This window comes from Phaeobacter sp. JH20_37 (assembly GCF_048056015.1).
Taxonomy (GTDB): domain Bacteria; phylum Pseudomonadota; class Alphaproteobacteria; order Rhodobacterales; family Rhodobacteraceae; genus Phaeobacter; species Phaeobacter bryozoorum.
Window position 1 is genome coordinate 456,783 of the sequence record NZ_JAYMWW010000013.1, and the last position, 17,807, is coordinate 474,589.

At 61.2% G+C, this 17,807-nt stretch carries 17 protein-coding genes and 1 tRNA gene; 10 read left to right on the top strand and 8 right to left on the bottom strand.

All coding sequences use genetic code 11. The features are described from left to right. Positions 1–120 precede the first annotated feature (120 nt). A complete protein-coding gene (locus VWZ87_RS07000; protein WP_416536114.1) occupies positions 121–1,098 on the bottom strand; it encodes an MBL fold metallo-hydrolase in 978 nt (325 codons plus the stop codon). A gap of 119 nt (positions 1,099–1,217) precedes the next feature. Between VWZ87_RS07000 and VWZ87_RS07005 the strand changes: the two genes are divergently transcribed. From VWZ87_RS07005 to VWZ87_RS07045, 9 genes are all read left to right on the top strand, one after another. Next, positions 1,218–2,153: a LysR family transcriptional regulator gene (locus tag VWZ87_RS07005; RefSeq protein ID WP_340545375.1), complete on the top strand. Its 936-nt coding sequence runs from the start codon at positions 1,218–1,220 to the stop codon at positions 2,151–2,153. Between the two features lie 34 nt (positions 2,154–2,187). Then, a tRNA-Ile gene (locus VWZ87_RS07010) sits at positions 2,188–2,263 on the top strand. A 192-nt stretch (positions 2,264–2,455) separates the two neighbouring features. Next, complete coding sequence (locus VWZ87_RS07015; protein ID WP_340545374.1) at positions 2,456–3,487, top strand: LacI family DNA-binding transcriptional regulator; 1,032 nt, start codon at positions 2,456–2,458, stop codon at positions 3,485–3,487. 114 nt (positions 3,488–3,601) lie between these two features. Next, complete coding sequence (locus tag VWZ87_RS07020; RefSeq protein WP_340545373.1) at positions 3,602–4,903, top strand: ABC transporter substrate-binding protein; 1,302 nt, start codon at positions 3,602–3,604, stop codon at positions 4,901–4,903. Positions 4,904–5,019: 116 nt separating this feature from the next. Then, positions 5,020–5,886 (top strand): carbohydrate ABC transporter permease, encoded by an 867-nt coding sequence (locus tag VWZ87_RS07025; RefSeq protein WP_340545372.1) that lies wholly within the window; start codon positions 5,020–5,022, stop codon positions 5,884–5,886. Positions 5,887–5,895: 9 nt separating this feature from the next. After that, positions 5,896–6,726 (top strand): carbohydrate ABC transporter permease, encoded by an 831-nt coding sequence (locus tag VWZ87_RS07030; protein WP_340545371.1) that lies wholly within the window; start codon positions 5,896–5,898, stop codon positions 6,724–6,726. A gap of 12 nt (positions 6,727–6,738) precedes the next feature. Beyond that, the gene (locus VWZ87_RS07035) at positions 6,739–7,743 is read left to right on the top strand and encodes an ABC transporter ATP-binding protein (protein WP_416536116.1); all 1,005 of its coding nucleotides are present in this window, start codon (positions 6,739–6,741) and stop codon (positions 7,741–7,743) included. Further along, the gene (locus tag VWZ87_RS07040; protein WP_416536118.1) at positions 7,740–8,513 is read left to right on the top strand and encodes an L-iditol 2-dehydrogenase; all 774 of its coding nucleotides are present in this window, start codon (positions 7,740–7,742) and stop codon (positions 8,511–8,513) included. The genes VWZ87_RS07035 and VWZ87_RS07040 overlap by 4 nt, the downstream gene beginning before the upstream one ends. 29 nt (positions 8,514–8,542) lie before the next feature. Further along, positions 8,543–10,012: a mannitol dehydrogenase family protein gene (locus VWZ87_RS07045; protein WP_416536945.1), complete on the top strand. Its 1,470-nt coding sequence runs from the start codon at positions 8,543–8,545 to the stop codon at positions 10,010–10,012. A gap of 29 nt (positions 10,013–10,041) precedes the next feature. On the opposite strand, the gene VWZ87_RS07050 is transcribed toward VWZ87_RS07045, so the two are convergent. Continuing rightward, complete coding sequence (locus tag VWZ87_RS07050) at positions 10,042–11,364, bottom strand: cytochrome-c peroxidase (protein ID WP_416536304.1); 1,323 nt, start codon at positions 11,362–11,364, stop codon at positions 10,042–10,044. Positions 11,365–11,490: 126 nt separating this feature from the next. Between VWZ87_RS07050 and VWZ87_RS07055 the strand changes: the two genes are divergently transcribed. Next, a complete protein-coding gene (locus VWZ87_RS07055; protein ID WP_416536305.1) occupies positions 11,491–11,886 on the top strand; it encodes a tetratricopeptide repeat protein in 396 nt (131 codons plus the stop codon). A 59-nt stretch (positions 11,887–11,945) separates the two neighbouring features. Here the strand turns inward: VWZ87_RS07055 and dctP are convergent, their stop codons facing one another. From dctP to VWZ87_RS07085, 6 genes are all read right to left on the bottom strand, one after another. Beyond that, entirely contained in the window at positions 11,946–13,004 is a 1,059-nt protein-coding gene (dctP, locus tag VWZ87_RS07060) for a TRAP transporter substrate-binding protein DctP (protein ID WP_416536122.1), read from the bottom strand. Between the two features lie 46 nt (positions 13,005–13,050). Further along, positions 13,051–14,526 carry a TRAP transporter large permease gene (locus VWZ87_RS07065; RefSeq protein WP_340545366.1) on the bottom strand — a complete coding sequence of 492 codons (1,476 nt, stop codon included), beginning with the start codon at positions 14,524–14,526 and terminating at the stop codon, positions 13,051–13,053. After that, the gene (locus VWZ87_RS07070; RefSeq protein WP_416536124.1) at positions 14,526–15,116 is read right to left on the bottom strand and encodes a TRAP transporter small permease; all 591 of its coding nucleotides are present in this window, start codon (positions 15,114–15,116) and stop codon (positions 14,526–14,528) included. Before VWZ87_RS07070 ends, VWZ87_RS07065 begins: the two co-directional genes overlap by 1 nt. Before the next feature lie 62 nt (positions 15,117–15,178). Next, positions 15,179–15,700 (bottom strand): flavin reductase family protein, encoded by a 522-nt coding sequence (locus VWZ87_RS07075; RefSeq protein WP_340546310.1) that lies wholly within the window; start codon positions 15,698–15,700, stop codon positions 15,179–15,181. Next, a complete protein-coding gene (locus VWZ87_RS07080) occupies positions 15,700–16,590 on the bottom strand; it encodes an aldo/keto reductase (RefSeq protein WP_416536126.1) in 891 nt (296 codons plus the stop codon). The genes VWZ87_RS07075 and VWZ87_RS07080 overlap by 1 nt, the downstream gene beginning before the upstream one ends. Then, positions 16,590–17,744 carry an LLM class flavin-dependent oxidoreductase gene (locus VWZ87_RS07085; RefSeq protein ID WP_416536128.1) on the bottom strand — a complete coding sequence of 385 codons (1,155 nt, stop codon included), beginning with the start codon at positions 17,742–17,744 and terminating at the stop codon, positions 16,590–16,592. The genes VWZ87_RS07080 and VWZ87_RS07085 overlap by 1 nt, the downstream gene beginning before the upstream one ends. Between the last annotated feature and the right edge of the window lie 63 nt (positions 17,745–17,807).

Consider the following 17,807-nt stretch of genomic DNA (forward strand, 5'->3'; position numbering starts at 1 on the left):
AGTGCTCCTTGAAAGACGTTGGGCAGCCTTTAGCGCAAGGCGCATCAGAAGGGAACTAGGGAATCCGCTGCGCCATCCCGGACGGCGCAGCAGGCTGTTGTTCGAGACGGGACAGCTGCCTCAGATGCCAAACTGCCAAGGCGCTGCCTGATAGGCAAAGGCGTCCCCCTGCCGCAGCACCCGGCCCAGCGCCGGGAAGTCGAGATGCGCGCCAGTGACCAGCAGGTTGTCCGCCGCCGCCCGGTCCATCATCCGCCGCCGTGTCTGAGCTGTCTGGGCCGGATCGGTGTCAAAGGCGATGGTCCACTCCGGCAGCGAGAACTGCAGCGCGGCGCTGTGGATCAGGTCACCCCAGAACAGCAACCCCTCGCCGCCCGCATCCAGCATGAAGCCGGTATGGCCCGGCGTATGGCCCGGCAGTTCCAGCGCGGTGAAGCCAGGCGCGGCCTCGCCCTCGCCCTGTAGGAGGCGCAGGCGGTCCGCATAGGGGGCAACCGTGCGGCGCGCCATTTCAAAGAAACCGCGGTTGCTTTGCGGTACGCCCGCCATGATGGCATCGTCATGCCAGAAATCCCATTCCCGCTGCGCCACGACCAGCTCAGCACTGGCAAAGGCCGCAGCACCGTCGGGCGTGATCAGCCCGCCGGAATGATCCGGGTGGATATGGGTCAAGAGTACCGTATCAATACTCTCCGGCGCGACGCCCGCTGCGGCCAGTCCGGCACCCAGCGCCCCCAGCCCGGGCCCCATCAGCTGCGCGGTGCCGGTGTCGATCAACAGCTTCTTCCCGCCCCGCTCCACCAGGTAGCCGTTGACAGGGATCTGCAACGCATCGTTCTGAAGCCGGTGCAGGCCCTGTGCCAGGACGGTTTCGGCCTTGGCAGCATCGTAGCCGTTGAAGAGCTGCGTCCCCAGCGGCAAGTGGCCATCCAGCAATACCGTGATTCTGGCATCCCCAAGTGTGAATGCGTGGATAACCGGGCTCGCCGTTACAGCCCCTTCTGCCGCCCAAGCCCAGCTGCCGCCCGCGAACCCGGTTGCCATTGCCGCGGGGGCCGCTACCAGCCCGCCCAGAAATGCCCTGCGATTGATTGTCATAAGAAACTCCAATATCTGTTTTAGGAAATATTCCCGTGCACCGGACTTAAGGCCGTAATTTCACGGCTTGCAGCCCGGCAGCACCGATAACTGTTATTAGCAACTCTTATAGGCCCCCCATGGACAAACTGACGCTGCTGGAAACCTTCACCATCGCCCTGGACGAAGGCAGCCTGAACCGCACTGCCCAGCGCCGCGGCATTACCCAGTCTGCAGTTAGTCAGCAGATCAAGCAACTAGAGGCGCTGATGGGCCAGCAATTGCTGCACCGCACCGCCAAGGGCATTCACGCCACCCGCGCAGGCGATCTGGTGTTCAGCCATGCGCAGGCCCTGCTGTCCGGCTACAACCGCATGACAGCCGAAGTGGACGCCCTGGAAGGCAGCGTCTCCGGCACCTTCCGCATCAGCGTGAACTCCTTTCTGGGGCGCAGTGTGATCGGGCCGATGCTTTTGGATCTGAACCGCGAACACCCGGACCTGAATATCGTGATGCGGCTGGAGGACCGGCTGGTCCATGTGGTGCGCGAAGGCTACGACCTTGCGATCCGCACCGGGAGGCTAGGCGACACAGACGGTTTTGGACGCAAGATCTCCACTCTGGAAACAGTGCTGTTTGCCACCCCGGACTATCTGGACCGCGAAGGTCGCCCGCAAACGCCAGAGGAGCTGAAACGGCTCAAGTTCATTCAGCACCACGAGGATCAGACCCGCGGCTTCTTTCCGCTGCGCCGCGGCGGGCAGGAATACCCGGCACCGGTGCAGGTTGGCTTCACCGCCGACGACCCGGACCTGATCATGCGCGCCGTCAGCAGCGGCTCCGGCTATACCCGCGCGCCCCGTTTCATGGTGGAGGATCGGCTGGCCAGCGGGGAATACGAACAGGTTCTTCCCGGCTTTGAAGCCCCTTTGAAGGACGTGTTTGCCGTCTACCCGTCGCGCCGCACGCCAGACCGCCGCCGGGACCTGACAATCGAACACACCGTGGCACGGCTGGACGCCCTGCTGCGGCCCCAAGCGTCGGAAACACCGGCGCCCTCTGCAATCACCGCTTGACCTTGGCTGCCCCATTTCCTAACCAACCTGTGGCGGGCCTGTAGCTCAACGGTTAGAGCAGAGCGCTCATAACGCTTTGGTTGCAGGTTCGAATCCTGCCGGGCCTACCATTCCTCCGCTACAGATCAGGGTGATACTACTGCCGGAGCACCCGCAAGGAATTTGACGCGCGTCAACTTGCGTGACACAGTCCACATCCTGCGCGGCGCACTGCGGCGACGGGCGCTGGCATTCAGACCGCAAGGATGCCCCCGGACGCCCCCTCTCCGTACGCCCAAGGACGACAACAAGGACCGCGACTGATGAGTGATCCCAAGATCAAGAACATGGATGAATTCGCGGCCGTTAGCGGCATCTCCCGCCCGACGCTGTCGAAGTTCTTCAACGATCCGGCCAGCGTTCGCACCTCGACACGCAAGCGGATTGAAGATGCGCTGGAGAAATTCGACTACCGGCCCAATCTCTATGCGATGAACCAGAACCGGCGGCTGACCAAGACCATCGGCATCGTGGTTCCAAATCTCACCGATCCGTTCTTTGCCAAGATCGCCGGCCATATCGAAGATCATGTCATCGCCGCAGGCTATCGGCCGGTACTGCTGGGATCAAACGGCACGCCGTCACAGGAATTGGAGAACCTGACCAATCTGCGTATGCTCAAACCCGCCGGTGCGCTGCTGGCGCCCCTTGGGCGCGGGTCCGAGGTCCCGCAGATCCGGCAGTTCTGCGAAGAGGTGCCGACCGTCCTGTTTGATGCCAATCTGGAAGAGACCGGTGCCGCCTTCATCGGCTCGAACAATCAACAGAGTATCGGCACGATCGTGGAGTATCTGTGCCGTACTGGCGATGCGCCAGCCTTTTTCGAGATGAAGACGCCGACGAACCCCAATGCGGTGAAACGGCGCAACGCCTATATTTCCGCAATGCAACAGCTGGGTCACGAACCCGAGCTGATCCAGGTCGAAGGTGACGGCTGGGACTTTGAAGAGATCGGCTTTCGCGAGGGCACCCGGGTGCTGTCTGGTCAGCGACCGCAAACCGATACCATCCTGTGCAGCAATGACCGGCTAGCCATCGGGCTGTTGTCCGCTGCCTATCAGCAGGGGCTGCGCGTCGGCCTTGGGGATGGCTGCGCCCTGCGGATCGCAGGGCATGATGACCACCCGTTTTCCCGCTACACCTGCCCGACGCTGACAACCGTTTCGCAGGATTACACCGCAATCGCCCGCACCAGTGCCGAAACACTGGTGGCCCGAATCGAAGGCAGCGCGGCGGCGGCGCCCCGCCGGGAAATTCTGTTTGACGGACAGCTGGTCATGCGCGGATCCGCATAGGCACTCCCATTCATCCAGCTCTTTCAAAACTTTACGCGCGTTAAATTTAAATTGACGCGCGATGACCTGCTCCGGTATCCTCACGTGGCAACATCCAATCATGGGAGGATAAGGATGTACCTTAAGAGCGCATTGCATGCGGCAACGGCCTTGACCGTTTTTGCCAGCACCGCCGCCTTTGCCGATACGATCACAATCGCCACCGTGAACAACGGCGACATGATCCGAATGCAGGGGCTGACAGAGGATTTTACCGCCAAGACCGGCCATGAGGTGGAATGGGTCACGCTTGAGGAAAACGTGCTGCGGCAGCGTGTCACCACCGACATCTCGGCCAAGGGCGGTCAGTTCGACATCATGACCATCGGCATGTACGAAACCCCGATCTGGGGCAAGAACGGCTGGCTGGTCCCTCTGGATGATCTGCCTGCCGAGTATGACGTGGACGATATCCTGCCCGCCATGCGGGGTGGCCTGTCCCATGACGGCACGCTTTATGCGGCGCCGTTCTACGGCGAAAGTTCCATGATCATGTATCGCACCGACCTGATGGAAAAGGCCGGTCTTGAAATGCCCAGTGCACCGACCTGGGACTTTGTCGCCGATGCGGCACGTCAGATGACCGACAGGGACAATGAAATCTATGGCATCTGTCTGCGCGGCAAAGCCGGCTGGGGGGAGAATGCGGCCTTCCTTACAGCGATGTCCAACTCCTTTGGTGCACGCTGGTTCGATGAAAACTGGGTGCCTCAGTTCGACAGTGATGCCTGGTCGAACACGCTCAATTTCTACATCGACCTGATGAATGACGCAGGCCCTCCCGGGGCATCGGGCAACGGGTTCAACGAAAACCTTTCGCTGTTCCAGCAGGGCAAATGCGGCATGTGGATCGACGCCACCGTTGCGGCGTCTTTCGTGACCAATCCGAATGACTCCACCGTCGCGGACAAAGTCGGCTTTGCCCTCGCGCCGGATACCGGGCTCGGCAAACGCAGCAACTGGCTCTGGGCCTGGGCGCTGGCCATTCCGGCAGGAACACAGAAGGAGGCCGCCGCAAAGGAATTCATCCAATGGGCCACTTCGAAGGACTATATAGAGCTGGTCGCCGAGAAAGAAGGCTGGGCCAATGTCCCGCCGGGTGCGCGGACCTCGCTCTATGACAACCCGAACTACAAGGATATCCCCTTTGCCAAGATGACACTGGACAGCATCCTGTCGGCGGATCCGAACAATCCGACGGTTGATCCGGTGCCCTATGTTGGGATCCAGTTTGCGGCAATCCCCGAGTTCGCAGGAATTGCGACCGAGGTCGGTCAGGAGTTCTCGGCGGCCCTCGCCGGGCAACAGACCGCTGACGAGGCGCTGGCCAAGGCGCAGGCGCTGGCCGCAGACGAAATGGAAGCGGCAGGGTACTGACGCCTCCTCCCTCCCAGAGGGCGGCGCCACGATCTGGCCGCCCTCTGGCCCCCCGGAACTAACAAGCCAATATTGCTCACGACGGCCTCAGCCCCCGGCGAGAATGGAGATTTGCCATGGCGACCCAGCATTCCCGGTCGGCAGCACGCATCATGATGGCCCCCGCAGTGATCCTGCTTCTGGGCTGGATGCTGGTCCCGCTGACGATGACGCTCTACTTTTCCTTCAAGAAATATCTGCCCCTGCGTGGTGGCGATCTGGGCTGGGTGGGATTTGACAACTACGTCCGGTTCCTGTCCTCCAGCTCGTTCTGGCCAAGCGTTCAGGCGACGCTGATCATCGTTGGTGGAGTGCTCCTCATCACCGTGATCCTCGGCGTGTGCCTCGCGCTGCTGCTTAATCAGCCGATGTGGGGACAGGGCATCGTCCGCATTCTGGTGATCGCGCCGTTTTTCGTGATGCCAACGGTCTCTGCGCTGGTCTGGAAGAACATGTTCATGGATCCTGTGAACGGTCTCTTTGCTCACCTGTGGAAGGCCTTCGGAGCCGAGCCGGTGTCATGGCTGTCCGAGGCCTCGCTGCAATCCATCATCCTGATCGTCAGCTGGCAGTGGCTGCCCTTTGCCACGCTGATCCTGCTGACCGCGATCCAGTCGCTGGACAGCGAACAGCTGGAGGCTGCTGAAATGGATGGCGCCCCGCCGGTTGCACGCTTCGGCTATATCACCCTGCCCCATCTCAGCCGCGCGATTACCGTCGTGGTGCTGATTCAGACCATTTTCCTCCTGTCGATTTTCGCGGAGATCTTCGTCACCACCCAAGGCTCGTTCGGGACCAAGACGCTGACCTATCTGATCTATCAACGCGTTTTGGAAAGCCAGAACGTCGGATTGGGATCCGCCGGTGGTGTCTACGCCATCATCCTCGCCAATATCGTTGCCATCTTCCTGATGCGCATCGTTGGCAAGAACCTCGACGCATAGGAGGCCACCATGGCACGAGCCGTTACACCTAGACGCAAAGCCATCAATACTGCGCTGGCCTGGGCTGTTGGGTTGCTGATCTTCTTTCCAATCCTCTGGACCATTCTGACCAGCTTCAAGACCGAGGCACAGGCCATCAGCGATCCGCCCGTCTTCCTGTTCTTTGACTGGACGCTTGAGAACTACAGCATCGTCCAGGAGCGCTCCGACTATATGCGCTTTCTGTGGAACTCGGTGATCATTGCCGGCGGCTCCACCATATTGGGTATAGTCATCGCCGTTCCCGCCGCCTGGTCGATGGCCTTCGTACCCTCGAAACGGACAAAGGATATCCTGCTGTGGATGCTCTCGACCAAGATGCTGCCAGCGGTCGGCGTGCTGTACCCGATCTATATCCTGTTCATCAAAATGGGTCTTCTGGACAACCGCTTTGGCCTGGTTGTGGTGCTGATGCTGATCAACCTGCCGATCATCGTCTGGATGCTTTACACCTACTTCAAGGAAATCCCCGGCGAGATCCTTGAGGCGGCGCGCATGGATGGCGCCACCCTGAAGGAGGAGATCCTCTATGTGCTGACGCCCATGGCCATTCCCGGCATCGCGTCCACGCTGCTGCTGAATATTATCCTGGCCTGGAACGAAGCCTTCTGGACGCTGAACCTGACGGCGGCGCAGGCTGCCCCCCTGACCGCCTTTATCGCCAGCTATTCCAGCCCGGAAGGCCTGTTCTACGCGAAACTGTCAGCCGCCTCGACCATGGCCATCGCGCCGATCCTCATCCTTGGCTGGTTCAGCCAGAAACAACTTGTCAGCGGCCTGACCTTCGGCGCCGTGAAATAAGGAAGATACCCCATGGGACAGATCAAACTTGAACGCGTGACCAAGCGCTTTGGCTCCGTTGAGGTTATCCCGCCGCTGGACCTGACCATTGAAGATGGCGAATTCACCGTTTTTGTCGGCCCCTCCGGTTGCGGCAAGTCCACGCTGCTGCGGCTGATTGCAGGGCTTGAGGATATTACCACCGGCACCATCCGCATCGACGGGCAGGATGCCACCGACATTCCCCCGGCCAAACGCGGGCTGGCGATGGTATTTCAGTCCTATGCGCTCTACCCGCATATGACAGTGCGAAAGAACATCGCCTTTCCGATGAAGATGGCGGGCATCCCGGCGGATGAGCAGAAGCGACGCATTGAAAATGCCGCGGCGGCGCTGAACCTCACCGATTATCTGGATCGCCGTCCGGGGCAGCTGTCCGGCGGTCAGCGCCAGCGGGTCGCCATCGGTCGCGCCATCGTGCGTGAGCCCGCAGCCTTTCTGTTTGACGAACCGCTGTCCAATCTGGATGCCGCCCTGCGCGTCGGGATGCGTCTTGAAATCTCCGAACTGCATAAGCGCCTTGCCACAACCATGGTCTATGTGACCCATGATCAGGTTGAGGCGATGACCATGGCCGACAAGATCGTGGTCCTGAATGCCGGGGTCATCGAACAGGTTGGCAGCCCGCTGGAGCTCTATCGCGCACCGCGCAATGTATTTGTGGCAGGCTTCATCGGCTCGCCCAGAATGAACCTGCTGACCGGACCGGCGGCAGCGGCGCAGGATGCCGCAACGATCGGCATTCGGCCCGAGCACATCGCGATTTCCGAGACCGAAGGATCGTGGGAAGGAACCATCGGCGTTTCCGAGCATCTGGGCTCCGATACGTTTTTTCATGTTCAATGTGAGGCCTTTGACGATCCGCTCACTGTTCGTGCCGGGGGCGAACTCGATCTTCGCTATGGAGCGCGCGTTTTTCTGACGCCCGATATGGCGCATCTGCATCGGTTCGGCTCTGACGGGCTGCGGATCGGATGATGCGGCTGCTTGGAAAACGCGCCCTGATCACCGGGGCCGCGCGTGGCATCGGCGCAGCCTTTGCCGAAGCATATCTGCGCGAAGGTGCACGGGTGGTCATCGCCGATATCGATCATGCGCGCGCCGAGGCTACCGCCGCGCGTCTCGGCGACGCCGCCATTGCCATCGACCTTGATGTCACCGATCAGACCAGCATTGACCATGCGCTTGCCCGCACGGTGGAGGCGCTGGGAGGCCTGGATATCCTGATCAACAATGCCGCCGTGTTCACCGCAGCGCCGCTGGTCGAGGTCACGCGGGAGGCCTATCAGCGCACCTTTGATATCAATGTCTCCGGCACGTTGTTCATGATGCAGGCCGCCGCGCGGCAGATGATCGCGCAGGGCAATGGCGGCAAGATCATCAACATGGCCAGCCAGGCCGGCCGCCGGGGAGAACCGCTGGTGTCGGTCTACTGCGCAAGCAAGGCCGCGGTGATCAGCCTCACCCAATCTGCGGGACTGAACCTGATTTCGCATGGCATCAATGTGAACGCCATCGCACCCGGCGTGGTCGAGGGCGAGCATTGGGACGGTGTCGATGCTTTCTTCGCCAGATACGAAGACAAGGCACCCGGCCAGAAAAAGGCCGAAGTGGCGCAATCCGTTCCCTATGGCCGCATGGGCACCGCAACGGATCTGACCGGAATGGCTGTCTTTCTTGCCAGCGACGAAGCCAATTATATCGTCGCCCAGACCTACAATGTCGACGGCGGTCAATGGATGAGCTGATGCGGGAACACAAGCGGGAGGCAGCGGCCATGAAACTATCAAATGACACCCTGACACAATTGCCGCAAACAATCGCGCGCCCCGGCTACGACCGGGCACAGATCACGCCCGGCATCGTCCATATCGGGCTTGGGAATTTTCACCGGGCACATCAGGCCTGGTATCTCCACGCGCTGATGCAGCGCGGTCTTGCGATGGACTGGGGCATTATCGGAGCAGGTGTGCGCGCCGCCGACGCCAGAATGCGCGACCGGCTGCTTGCGCAGGACTGCCTGACAACTTTGATCGAACTCGACCCCACCGGGCGCTCGGCCGAAGTGATCGGCCCGATGATCGACTTTCTCCCCGTGGAGGCGGGCAACACAAGCCTGATCACGACGATGGCGAGCCCCGCGATCAGGATCGTATCGCTTACGGTGACAGAGGGCGGCTATTATCTGGACCCGCAGCAGGGTGGGCTTGACCTCAAACACGAGGATATCCGTCACGACATCGCCCATCCGGGCCATCCTCGCAGCGTGTTCGGCGCCATCGTCGAAGCGCTGAGGCGGCGCAGAAGCCGCAGCCTGCCCGCCTTTACCGTGCAGAGCTGCGACAATCTGCAGGGCAATGGTCAGATCACCCGCACCGCCGTTGTCACCTTGGCACGACAAACCGATCCCGAGCTTGCGGCATGGATTGATCAGAACGCAGCCTTTCCGAACTCCATGGTCGATTGCATCGTTCCGGCCACCGGCCCGGCAGAGGTGGCACTGGCGCGCGGATACGGGCTTGAGGACAGCGCCCCGGTGACTCATGAGAATTATCGCCAATGGGTGATCGAGGATGATTTCTGCGCAGGCCGCCCCGATTGGGATCAAGTTGGTGCGATTATGACCGATGACGTGCACGGTTATGAAAGCATGAAGATCCGCGTGCTGAACGCAGGGCATCAGGTGCTGGCGAATGTCGGCGAGCTATTGTCGATCCCGACCATCGCCGATTGTATGGGTGACCCTTTGGTGGCGACCTTCTTTCGCAAGGTCCAGCAGGAGGAAATCCTGCCCTATGTCGCGGCCGTCCCGGACATGGCGCCGAGCGATTACCTCAGCCTGATTGAGGCGCGGTTTTCCAACCCGGAGATCCGCGACACGACGCGGCGGGTGGCCTATGATGGCTCGTCTCGCCATCCCGGTTTTGTGCTGCCCATCCTGCGCGATGCGGTGCAGCAGGCCGGAGCGATTGATGGCTTGTGTCTTGTCGAGGCGCTATGGGCGCGGATGTGTACCGGCATTCGCGAAGATGGCAGTCTCATCCCGCCAAACGATCCGGACTGGGAGGTCCGTAATACCCACGCCGAACGGGCACAGCACGCCCCGGAAGCCTGGCTACAGCAGAGCGCGATCTACGCGGATCTGTCGGTTGAGGTGCCTTTCGTTCAGCGGTTTTCCCACTGGATGCAGGTCATAACGGCGCAGGGCTGTCGTTCGGCACTTCGCACCTATCTCGGCCCGGCATGAACATGTTCTATTGCGGAATGCTGGACCGGTCAGCGATTGGTCCCATCAACGGGCAGGCCGCTTGGAACGGACGCGGGCACTGATGACGTTTCGGCGCGGGCCTCTGCCCCGGTGAGTGCTGTGAGGAAAGCGATCAGCGCTGCTATGTCCTGATCGCTGAGGTCCCGGCGTAGATAGATATCCCGCGCGCGCGCCTGCCGCGCCATCTCGAACCGGTCCTGCTGTACCACAAAATCCGTGGCGGCCAGCCAGGACACATCTGGCAATTGCAGATCGTCAGGCGTCCACGCCGAACGGCTTGCGACTGGATCGAGGTGATGCCGGATCATCCGGTCAAGCGTCGGAAAAGCGCCATTATGGCCATAAGGCGCGGTCAGCTCCACATTGCGCAGCATCGGCGTGCGAAAGCGGTAGGCATCTGACAGATCGTCGCTTTCTCCCATTCGACCGACATCCCGGACGTAGGGGTCAAAGCGGCGCGCGCGACCGGGGCCAAAGGCCGGCAGACCAAGGGCGTAGAAGTTCTGATCCGAAAACAGCGGCCCAGCATGGCAGCCGCTGCATCCGGCGCTGCCAAAAAACAGATCGGCACCGGCTTTTTGCTGCGCGGTCAGCGCCGTCGCATCCCCGGCCAGATAGGCATCAAACGGGCTGTCGAACGAGGTGAAATCCTGCACCATGAACTGGGCCAGAGCCTCCGCGATATCGGTTATCTGCACATCCTCAGGCGCCATGATGTGATCAAAGGCGGCGACAAACCCCGCCGCATATGTCGGCAGGCCGCGGACGCGTTTGGCAATGATTGGCCAGGCCAGATCAATCCGGTCGCGGCTGGCACCGATGATTTCATTCTCGCCGACATTCCCGGCCATTTCCACGCTGGACGTCATCGGAAACAGCGCCTGCGCTGCCAGCAGGGATTGCAGCCCGTCAGGCAGCCATTCCTCTGCCGGGGTGTTGAAGCCATTGCCATAGACCGGATCCGCGCTGATCCGCCCGTCGTGCATCAGAACCCGGATGGATTTTGCCCCGAGGTTCCAGAGCGCGGGCGCATTGCGGGGGATGCGTTTTTGCACCCGGTTGCGGCCCCTGGTGGAAACCCGCGCCCGGCCCAGCCCCTCGCCGCCTTCTCCAAGGCCTAAGGATAGTCCGTCAGAGGTGCCATGGCGCGGATGATGGCAGGTTCCGCAGCTGATATTTCTGTTCCCGGACAGGATCTTGTCGTAAAATAGCAGCCGACCCAACTCGGCCTTTGCGGGGTCTACGGGTAGAAAATCGCTTGCCCCCAGCGGCGGCGGAAACCGCGGATCAGTCGCAGCCGCCGACCCCGCAAAAAGGCTGAACGCCAGCACAACACAGGAGAGCACATGCGCAAGAGATGGAAACCGGTTCTGGCCGCGATAGCGCTGTCCACGAGCAGCCTGACGCTGCTGGTCCCGCTGCCCGCGCGGGCCGAAATCGAGCAGGCGCGCGACCTGATGGAGGCCGGCGAATTTGCGGCTGCGCGCGAGGCGCTCTGGCCAGCGGCGCGCTCCGGCAACGCAGACGCTGAAGAGCTGATCGGGGTGATGTATGCCATGGGGCTGGGTGTTGACCGTGACGACCAGCGGGCCTTTGAATGGTATCTGCGCAGCGCCATGAAAGGGCACCCCGGCGCGCAATCGGGTATCGGTTGGTACTATGAAATCGGCCGTGGGCTGCCCGCCCCCGACTTGGTGCGCGCCTATATGTGGTACACGCTGTCGGCCATTGGCGGTGATCCCGATGCGGCGATCAGCCTTGAAGAGGTGGTCAAGAAAATGACCCCTGCGGAGATCGAGAAAGCGCATGTTCTGGTCGCGGACTATAAGGTCTGGATGTATCCGTTTCGCTAGCCAACGGGGCAGCGGCGCGGCTAGATCCCGCACCGCCGGTTGGTGTTGCAGCCGACTGATCAGTTCAGATCGGCGGCACGTGCCGCGTTGACGTCGGCTTCGGCCTTGGCGACTGCATCGGTCAGCGCGGTAAAGATCTCATCGCCGCGCGTCACGTTGGATTTGAACCAGTCATAGACCGGCTCGGCTGCGGATTTGAACGCCGCCTTCTGTTCGGACGTCGGAACATAGAGATCGCCGCCACCGGCAACAAAATCCTCATAGGCCTGGATCGACTTGCGCTTCGGCGAGGCAAATGTGGCCTGTTGCAGCGCGTAGAAGCCATCGACCACGACCTGCCGCATGTCTTCCGGCATACTGGTGAAGGTTTGGTTCGACATCCACCACAGCGCCCCCATATAGGCGTGTCCGTCCAGCGTCACATATTGCAGGCCAGCGTCGGGGAATTTCATGCCCATGATATCGGTGATGCCGTTCTTGGAGCCTTCGACCACGCCGGTCTGGAACGAGGTAAACAGCTCCGGCCAGGGGATCGGTGTCGGAGAGGCCCCGAGCGCCTTCACCAGTTCCTGCGGCAGGTCGGCGACGACCGTTCGGATTTTCAGACCTTCCATGTCGGCAGGTTCCGCGACCCGGCGTTTGGTATTGGCGAAGTTGCGCCAGCCGCCGGTGTTGCCAATGGTCATCAGGCGGATCGCATCGCCGGAATCCTCCAGTGCCATCCGGCGCATGGTGCGGGTGAAATCGCCCGACAGCACATGTTCGGCAATCCGGTCATCCGCCATCAGATAGGGCAGATCCAGCACCTGGACGTAAGGGAACAACCCCGACGCGCCGCCGGAGGTGGAAATATAGATGTCGATTGAACCATCCGCGACGCCTTGCAGGCATTCTGCCCCGTTGGAGCAAAGCTGGGTGCCGATGAACAATTCAACCTCGATTGCGCCATTGGAGGCCGCTTCGACGTAGTTCTTGAACACGACCAGACCGTCGTAATCCTCGTCATTCTCGTTGGAATTGGCGGTCGCGCGGATCTTGTAGTCTGCGGCGTAGGCCGACAGCGCGGTGCCTGCCATCAGGGCCGACAGGGCCAGTGTCTTCACCATTTTGCTGAGCATTCGTGTCTCCTCCTGTTGCTCTTTTATTCTGGGTATCGGGTAGTCCTTAGTTCAGAAATCCGGTCAACCGCGGAATGGTCAGCGAAATGGCCGGCACAAAGGTGATCAGAAAGATCACCGCAATTTCAATCGCAAGAAAGGGCAGGATCGCCCGGGCAATTGTTGTGACCCGCTCTTGCGAAACGGCGGCTGCCACAAACAGCACCAGCCCCATCGGCGGTGTCGCCAGACCAACCGTCAGGTTCACACACATGATGATGGCAAAATGGACCGAGTCGACGCCAAGATCGGTGAACACCGGTCCGAGGATCGGGCCAAGGATGATGATCGCAGGGCCCGCATCCAGGAACATGCCCACGACAAACAGCAAGAGATTGATCAGGAACAGCAGGATCAGCGGATTTTCCGAGAGGGTGAGGATGAAATCCGCCAGCTGTTCCGGCGCGTGACTGAGGCTGACGACGGTCTTGAACGACATCGCGGCGCCCACCAGCAGCAGCACCACGGCGGAGGTGATCCCCGCCCTCGTGAACACCTGCGGCAGGTCCGCCAGCCGCATCGACCCCAGCACCAGAAAGCTGATCAGCAGCGCATAGGCCACCGCCACGGCAGCTGCCTCGGTCGGGGTGAAGACGCCGGCAAGAATACCACCAAGGATCAGGACAGGCGTCTGCAACGGCACCACCGCTCGTTTGCAAATGGTGCGAAACGCCGGGCTGACCATCCGGCGCAGCCCCAGCATCAGCCCATGGGCAAACAGAACCGCGCCAAGGAACACCAGCCATTTGATCTGCGCTCCGGCCCCCTCGCCCAGCGGGACAAACTGTGCCAGCAACAGGCCAAGGTTGAGCCGCACCAGCCCAAAGGAGAACCAGCGCTCCATCGCGCCGATCTCAACGCTGTCGAACACCACCCGCCGTGCGGCCGGCAGCTCATACCGGTCGGCCATGGCGCGGACCATGATCATCAGGCCGACGCCGACCAGAACACCCGGAACGATGCCTGCGAGGAACAGCGCGGCAACGCTTTCGCCCATGACATAGGCATAGATGATCATGATGCCGGATGGCGGAATGATTGGCCCGATCACCGAACTGGCGGCAGTGACGGCCGCAGCGAATTTGCGACTGTAGCCTTCGCGCTCCATCGCCGGGATCAACATGGACCCAAGGGCAGAGGTATCGGCCACGGCAGAGCCCGAGAGGCCGGCAAACAGGATCGACGACAGGATGTTCACCTGCGCCAGACCGCCGCGCAGATGACCCATCAGCGCCTGCGAGAATTCGACCAGCCGAACGGTGATGCCACCGCGATTCATCAACTCGCCCGCCAGCATGAAAAACGGGATCGCCATCAGCGGAAAGCTGTCCATCCCGTTATAGAGGTTGCGATACAACAGGGTGAGATCGCGTTCTTGGCCATTCAGCCATAGCAGGGCACCCGGGGCTGCCAGAAGACAGAAAAAGACCGGCAGACCGATCAGCAGAAGAAACAGGAACAGCGGCAGGAACCAGATCAGCATCACTCGGCCCCTCCGATGGTCATGCCCGGACGGTCCGGCAGGCGATCACCCTGACCGAACAGTCGCACGATGCGTTCAAGGATCAGCTCGATATTGACCAGGATCAGCAGGCCCAGGCCCACCACAAGCGACAGCATCATCCAGCTGCGGGGCACCCGGTGCCAGCTGTCAAACCCGAGAGAGGTCGGAACATAGAGCGAGGCAGTGGCAAACCGCCCGCCAAGACCGGTGACCTCCCGATACCCGATCTGAATACCAACGATCAGCACGGTCAGGCCAATCGCCAATAGCAGCAGCTGCAGCAGGTGGAACAGCCGCCCACGCAGCAGAGAGTCGATAACATCAATGGCCACAAAACCACCGTTGCGCAGTGCGGTCGGCGCCATCAGGCCGGTCATCCACAACATGCAGAACCGCGCGGCCTCATCCGGCCAGGGCAAGGCACTGCCCAGCACGTAGCGAAAGAAGACCTGAATCAGGATCGCCAGAACCATCAGGCCAATGGCAAAAACGCCCACCCATCGGCCGAGCGCAAGCAGGCCGGTGTTGAGCGGGCGCAGTATGTTCAGGACCGACAGAACTGCCGTCATCGCGTCTCTCTCCTCCCCCCAATGTGCCCGCACCAACCTCCCTTGGTGCAGGCAGCCGGTCGCTAGCGTGACACGGCGATCTGACCCATCTGGCCCTTGTAGAATGTCAATGCGTCCCCTTCTTCGCGCATGGTGGCGCGGTCAACGTGACCCAGAACGATGGCGTGGTCTCCCCCGTCATGGATGGCTGAACGGGTGCATTCAAACCGCGCCAGACAGTTTTCCAAGAGCGGCACCCCGTTTTCGTTGCGCTCCAGCTGCAAATGGTTCAGCCCAAAAGCATCTTTTGCGACCTGCCAACACAGATCATCCTGATCCGCCGCCAGAACGTGGATGGCGTAGTGGCGGGCTGTCTCGAAATAGGGAAAGCGCCGCGAGTTGCGGTCTGGCGACCACAGCACCAGCGGCGGAGTCAGCGAGACCGAGGAAAAACTGTTGGCGGTGATCGCCACAACCCCCTGATCGGAGGCTGCGGTCACGATGGTGACCCCAGTTGCGAACCGGCCAAAGGCGTCGCGCAGCAGCCGCGTGTTGTCCGGTGCCGGAACAAAGCTGTGTTTGCCCTGCCCTGCATGTGCCGACATCATGCGACCTCCCGGCCCAATGCCGCCTCGTACAGGGTGAACCAGGTCGGGCGGTCCAGCTCGACCTTCAGCGCGTCAGAGGCCTGTTTGATCCGCTCCAGATTATTGGTGCCCAGCACCGGCAGGATCTGAGCCGGGTGCCGCAGCAGGAAGGCTATGGCGACGGCGGCGCGGTCAACGCCTTGCGCGGCAGCAATCACATCCAGCCGATCGGCCAATTGGCCGCTCCCGGTCATCAGCCCCCCACCGCCAAGCGGTGACCACGCCATCAGCGGATGCCCCTGCCGCTGATGAAAGGCCAGATCGCCGTTGGTGAAAGGGCTGATCTCGGACAAAGATAGTTCGATCTGATTGGTGGCCAGCGGCGTCTTCATCGCCGATTGCAGCAGCTCCCAATCCCAGGGACGGAAGTTCGACACGCCGACGGCGCGCAATTTGCCTGCGGCGACCAGCGCGTCCAGCGCAGCCCCTGTCTCGACATGATCCATCAGCGGATCCGGCCGATGGATCAGCAAGAGGTCGATATGGTCGATGCCCATTTCCATCAGCGACGTCTCAACCGAACGGGTGATATGGGCGGCGGAGGTATCGTAATGTTTGACCGCCGCGTCCGCATAGCGCCCGACCGGAGCCACGATATCGCATTTGGTGACGATCTCCATCTGCTCACGCAGGGCTGGATTCGCCTTCAACGCCCGCCCCAGGATCCCTTCGGCTGTATAGCCGCCATAGATATCGGCCTGATCAAAGGTGGTGATCCCCTGCGCCAGACAGGCCTCGATCTTGGCCTCGACATGGGCGGTCGAGGTATCGCTGTCATCGCCAAGACGCCACATGCCATAGACCAGACGGCTGAACTCCAGCCCTTCTGCAATCTTGATCCGTTCCATCAACGACGTTCTCCGTTCCCTAGGGGTGTCGCCGGGGTCGATTGCGGCACCCGGCCATATTCATGCGGCAGTGAGCAGGTTTTCAGATGTGGCATCACTCGCGCCCCGAAATGCCGCGCTTCCTCCAGATGCGGGTAGCCCGACAGCACAAAGGCGCGGATGCCCATCTTCTGGTAGGCTTCCAGCTTTGACATGACCTGATCGGTGGATCCGACCAGCGCCGCCCCGCAACCAGAGCGTGCCCGCCCTATCCCTGTCCAGAGGTTCGGTTCGATAAACCCGAATTCATCAGCAATATCGCGGTTCTTGGCCTGATGCGCCACGCCCAGCGAGGTGGCATCCAGCGCCCGATCCCGAATGGCCCTGCCCTGCGCATCATCCAGTTTCGATACAAGGTGATCGGCGTATTCATAGGCTTCTGCCTCGGTGTCGCGGACAATCACATGCACCCGCAGACCATAATCAAGCGTACGCCCATAAGTTTCCGCGACGCTATGAACCGCCTGCATGCGACCGGCCAGATCTTCCATCTTTTCCGGCCACATCAGATAGACGTCGCAATGTTCACCGCAGAGCTCCAGCGCCGCCGGGGAATAGCCCCCAAAGTACAGCAGCGGCCCGCCGGTCTGATAGGGTTTCGCCGGATCGGTGGTCAGCCCTTCGAATTGGTAAACCTCGCCATTGTGGTTGATCTCATCCCGGGTCCAGGCCTGTTTCAGGATCTCGACCACTTCGCGCGAGCGCTGATAGCGAAAGCCGCTGTCGGCGGTCTCCCCCGGAAAATCGGAGGAGATAATATTGACCGTCAGCCGCCCCTTCAGCATGTGATCCAAGGTGGCCAGGGTACGCGCCAGCATGATCGGCTGCATCTCGCCGCAGCGCACCGCTGCCAGCATGTTGATCCTGTCAGTGATCGGCGCACAGCCCGCCACAAAGCTGAGCGTATCCTGACCCACCTGATAGGACGACGGGCAAAGGATATTGCGAAACCCCTGCGCCTCTGCCTCTTTCACGATGTCAGAGCAATGCGCCCAGGACGACCGCAGGTCACCATCCGGTACACCAAGAAACTGGTAATCGTCCGAGCAGAGTGCCGCAAACCAGGACACTTCGACCGCATCAAGATCCGCGGATGTTACCGGAACAACGCTCATCGGTCTCTCCCTCGCAGTTGGCAACTTAACTCTTGCATAGCCTGCGCCTTGATGTAGATCAAT

Bases quoted from the DNA above. Each gene is read 5' to 3' on its own strand.
- VWZ87_RS07000 (WP_416536114.1), bottom strand. From the start codon at position 1,098: ATGACAATCAATCGCAGGGCATTTCTGGGCGGGCTGGTAGCGGCCCCC.
- VWZ87_RS07005 (WP_340545375.1), top strand. From the start codon at position 1,218: ATGGACAAACTGACGCTGCTGGAAACCTTCACCATCGCCCTGGACGAA.
- VWZ87_RS07015 (WP_340545374.1), top strand. From the start codon at position 2,456: ATGAGTGATCCCAAGATCAAGAACATGGATGAATTCGCGGCCGTTAGC.
- VWZ87_RS07020 (WP_340545373.1), top strand. From the start codon at position 3,602: ATGTACCTTAAGAGCGCATTGCATGCGGCAACGGCCTTGACCGTTTTT.
- VWZ87_RS07025 (WP_340545372.1), top strand. From the start codon at position 5,020: ATGGCGACCCAGCATTCCCGGTCGGCAGCACGCATCATGATGGCCCCC.
- VWZ87_RS07030 (WP_340545371.1), top strand. From the start codon at position 5,896: ATGGCACGAGCCGTTACACCTAGACGCAAAGCCATCAATACTGCGCTG.
- VWZ87_RS07035 (WP_416536116.1), top strand. From the start codon at position 6,739: ATGGGACAGATCAAACTTGAACGCGTGACCAAGCGCTTTGGCTCCGTT.
- VWZ87_RS07040 (WP_416536118.1), top strand. From the start codon at position 7,740: ATGATGCGGCTGCTTGGAAAACGCGCCCTGATCACCGGGGCCGCGCGT.
- VWZ87_RS07045 (WP_416536945.1), top strand. From the start codon at position 8,543: ATGAAACTATCAAATGACACCCTGACACAATTGCCGCAAACAATCGCG.
- VWZ87_RS07055 (WP_416536305.1), top strand. From the start codon at position 11,491: ATGGAGGCCGGCGAATTTGCGGCTGCGCGCGAGGCGCTCTGGCCAGCG.
- dctP (WP_416536122.1), bottom strand. From the start codon at position 13,004: ATGCTCAGCAAAATGGTGAAGACACTGGCCCTGTCGGCCCTGATGGCA.
- VWZ87_RS07065 (WP_340545366.1), bottom strand. From the start codon at position 14,526: ATGCTGATCTGGTTCCTGCCGCTGTTCCTGTTTCTTCTGCTGATCGGT.
- VWZ87_RS07070 (WP_416536124.1), bottom strand. From the start codon at position 15,116: ATGACGGCAGTTCTGTCGGTCCTGAACATACTGCGCCCGCTCAACACC.
- VWZ87_RS07075 (WP_340546310.1), bottom strand. From the start codon at position 15,700: ATGTCGGCACATGCAGGGCAGGGCAAACACAGCTTTGTTCCGGCACCG.
- VWZ87_RS07080 (WP_416536126.1), bottom strand. From the start codon at position 16,590: ATGGAACGGATCAAGATTGCAGAAGGGCTGGAGTTCAGCCGTCTGGTC.
- VWZ87_RS07085 (WP_416536128.1), bottom strand. From the start codon at position 17,744: ATGAGCGTTGTTCCGGTAACATCCGCGGATCTTGATGCGGTCGAAGTG.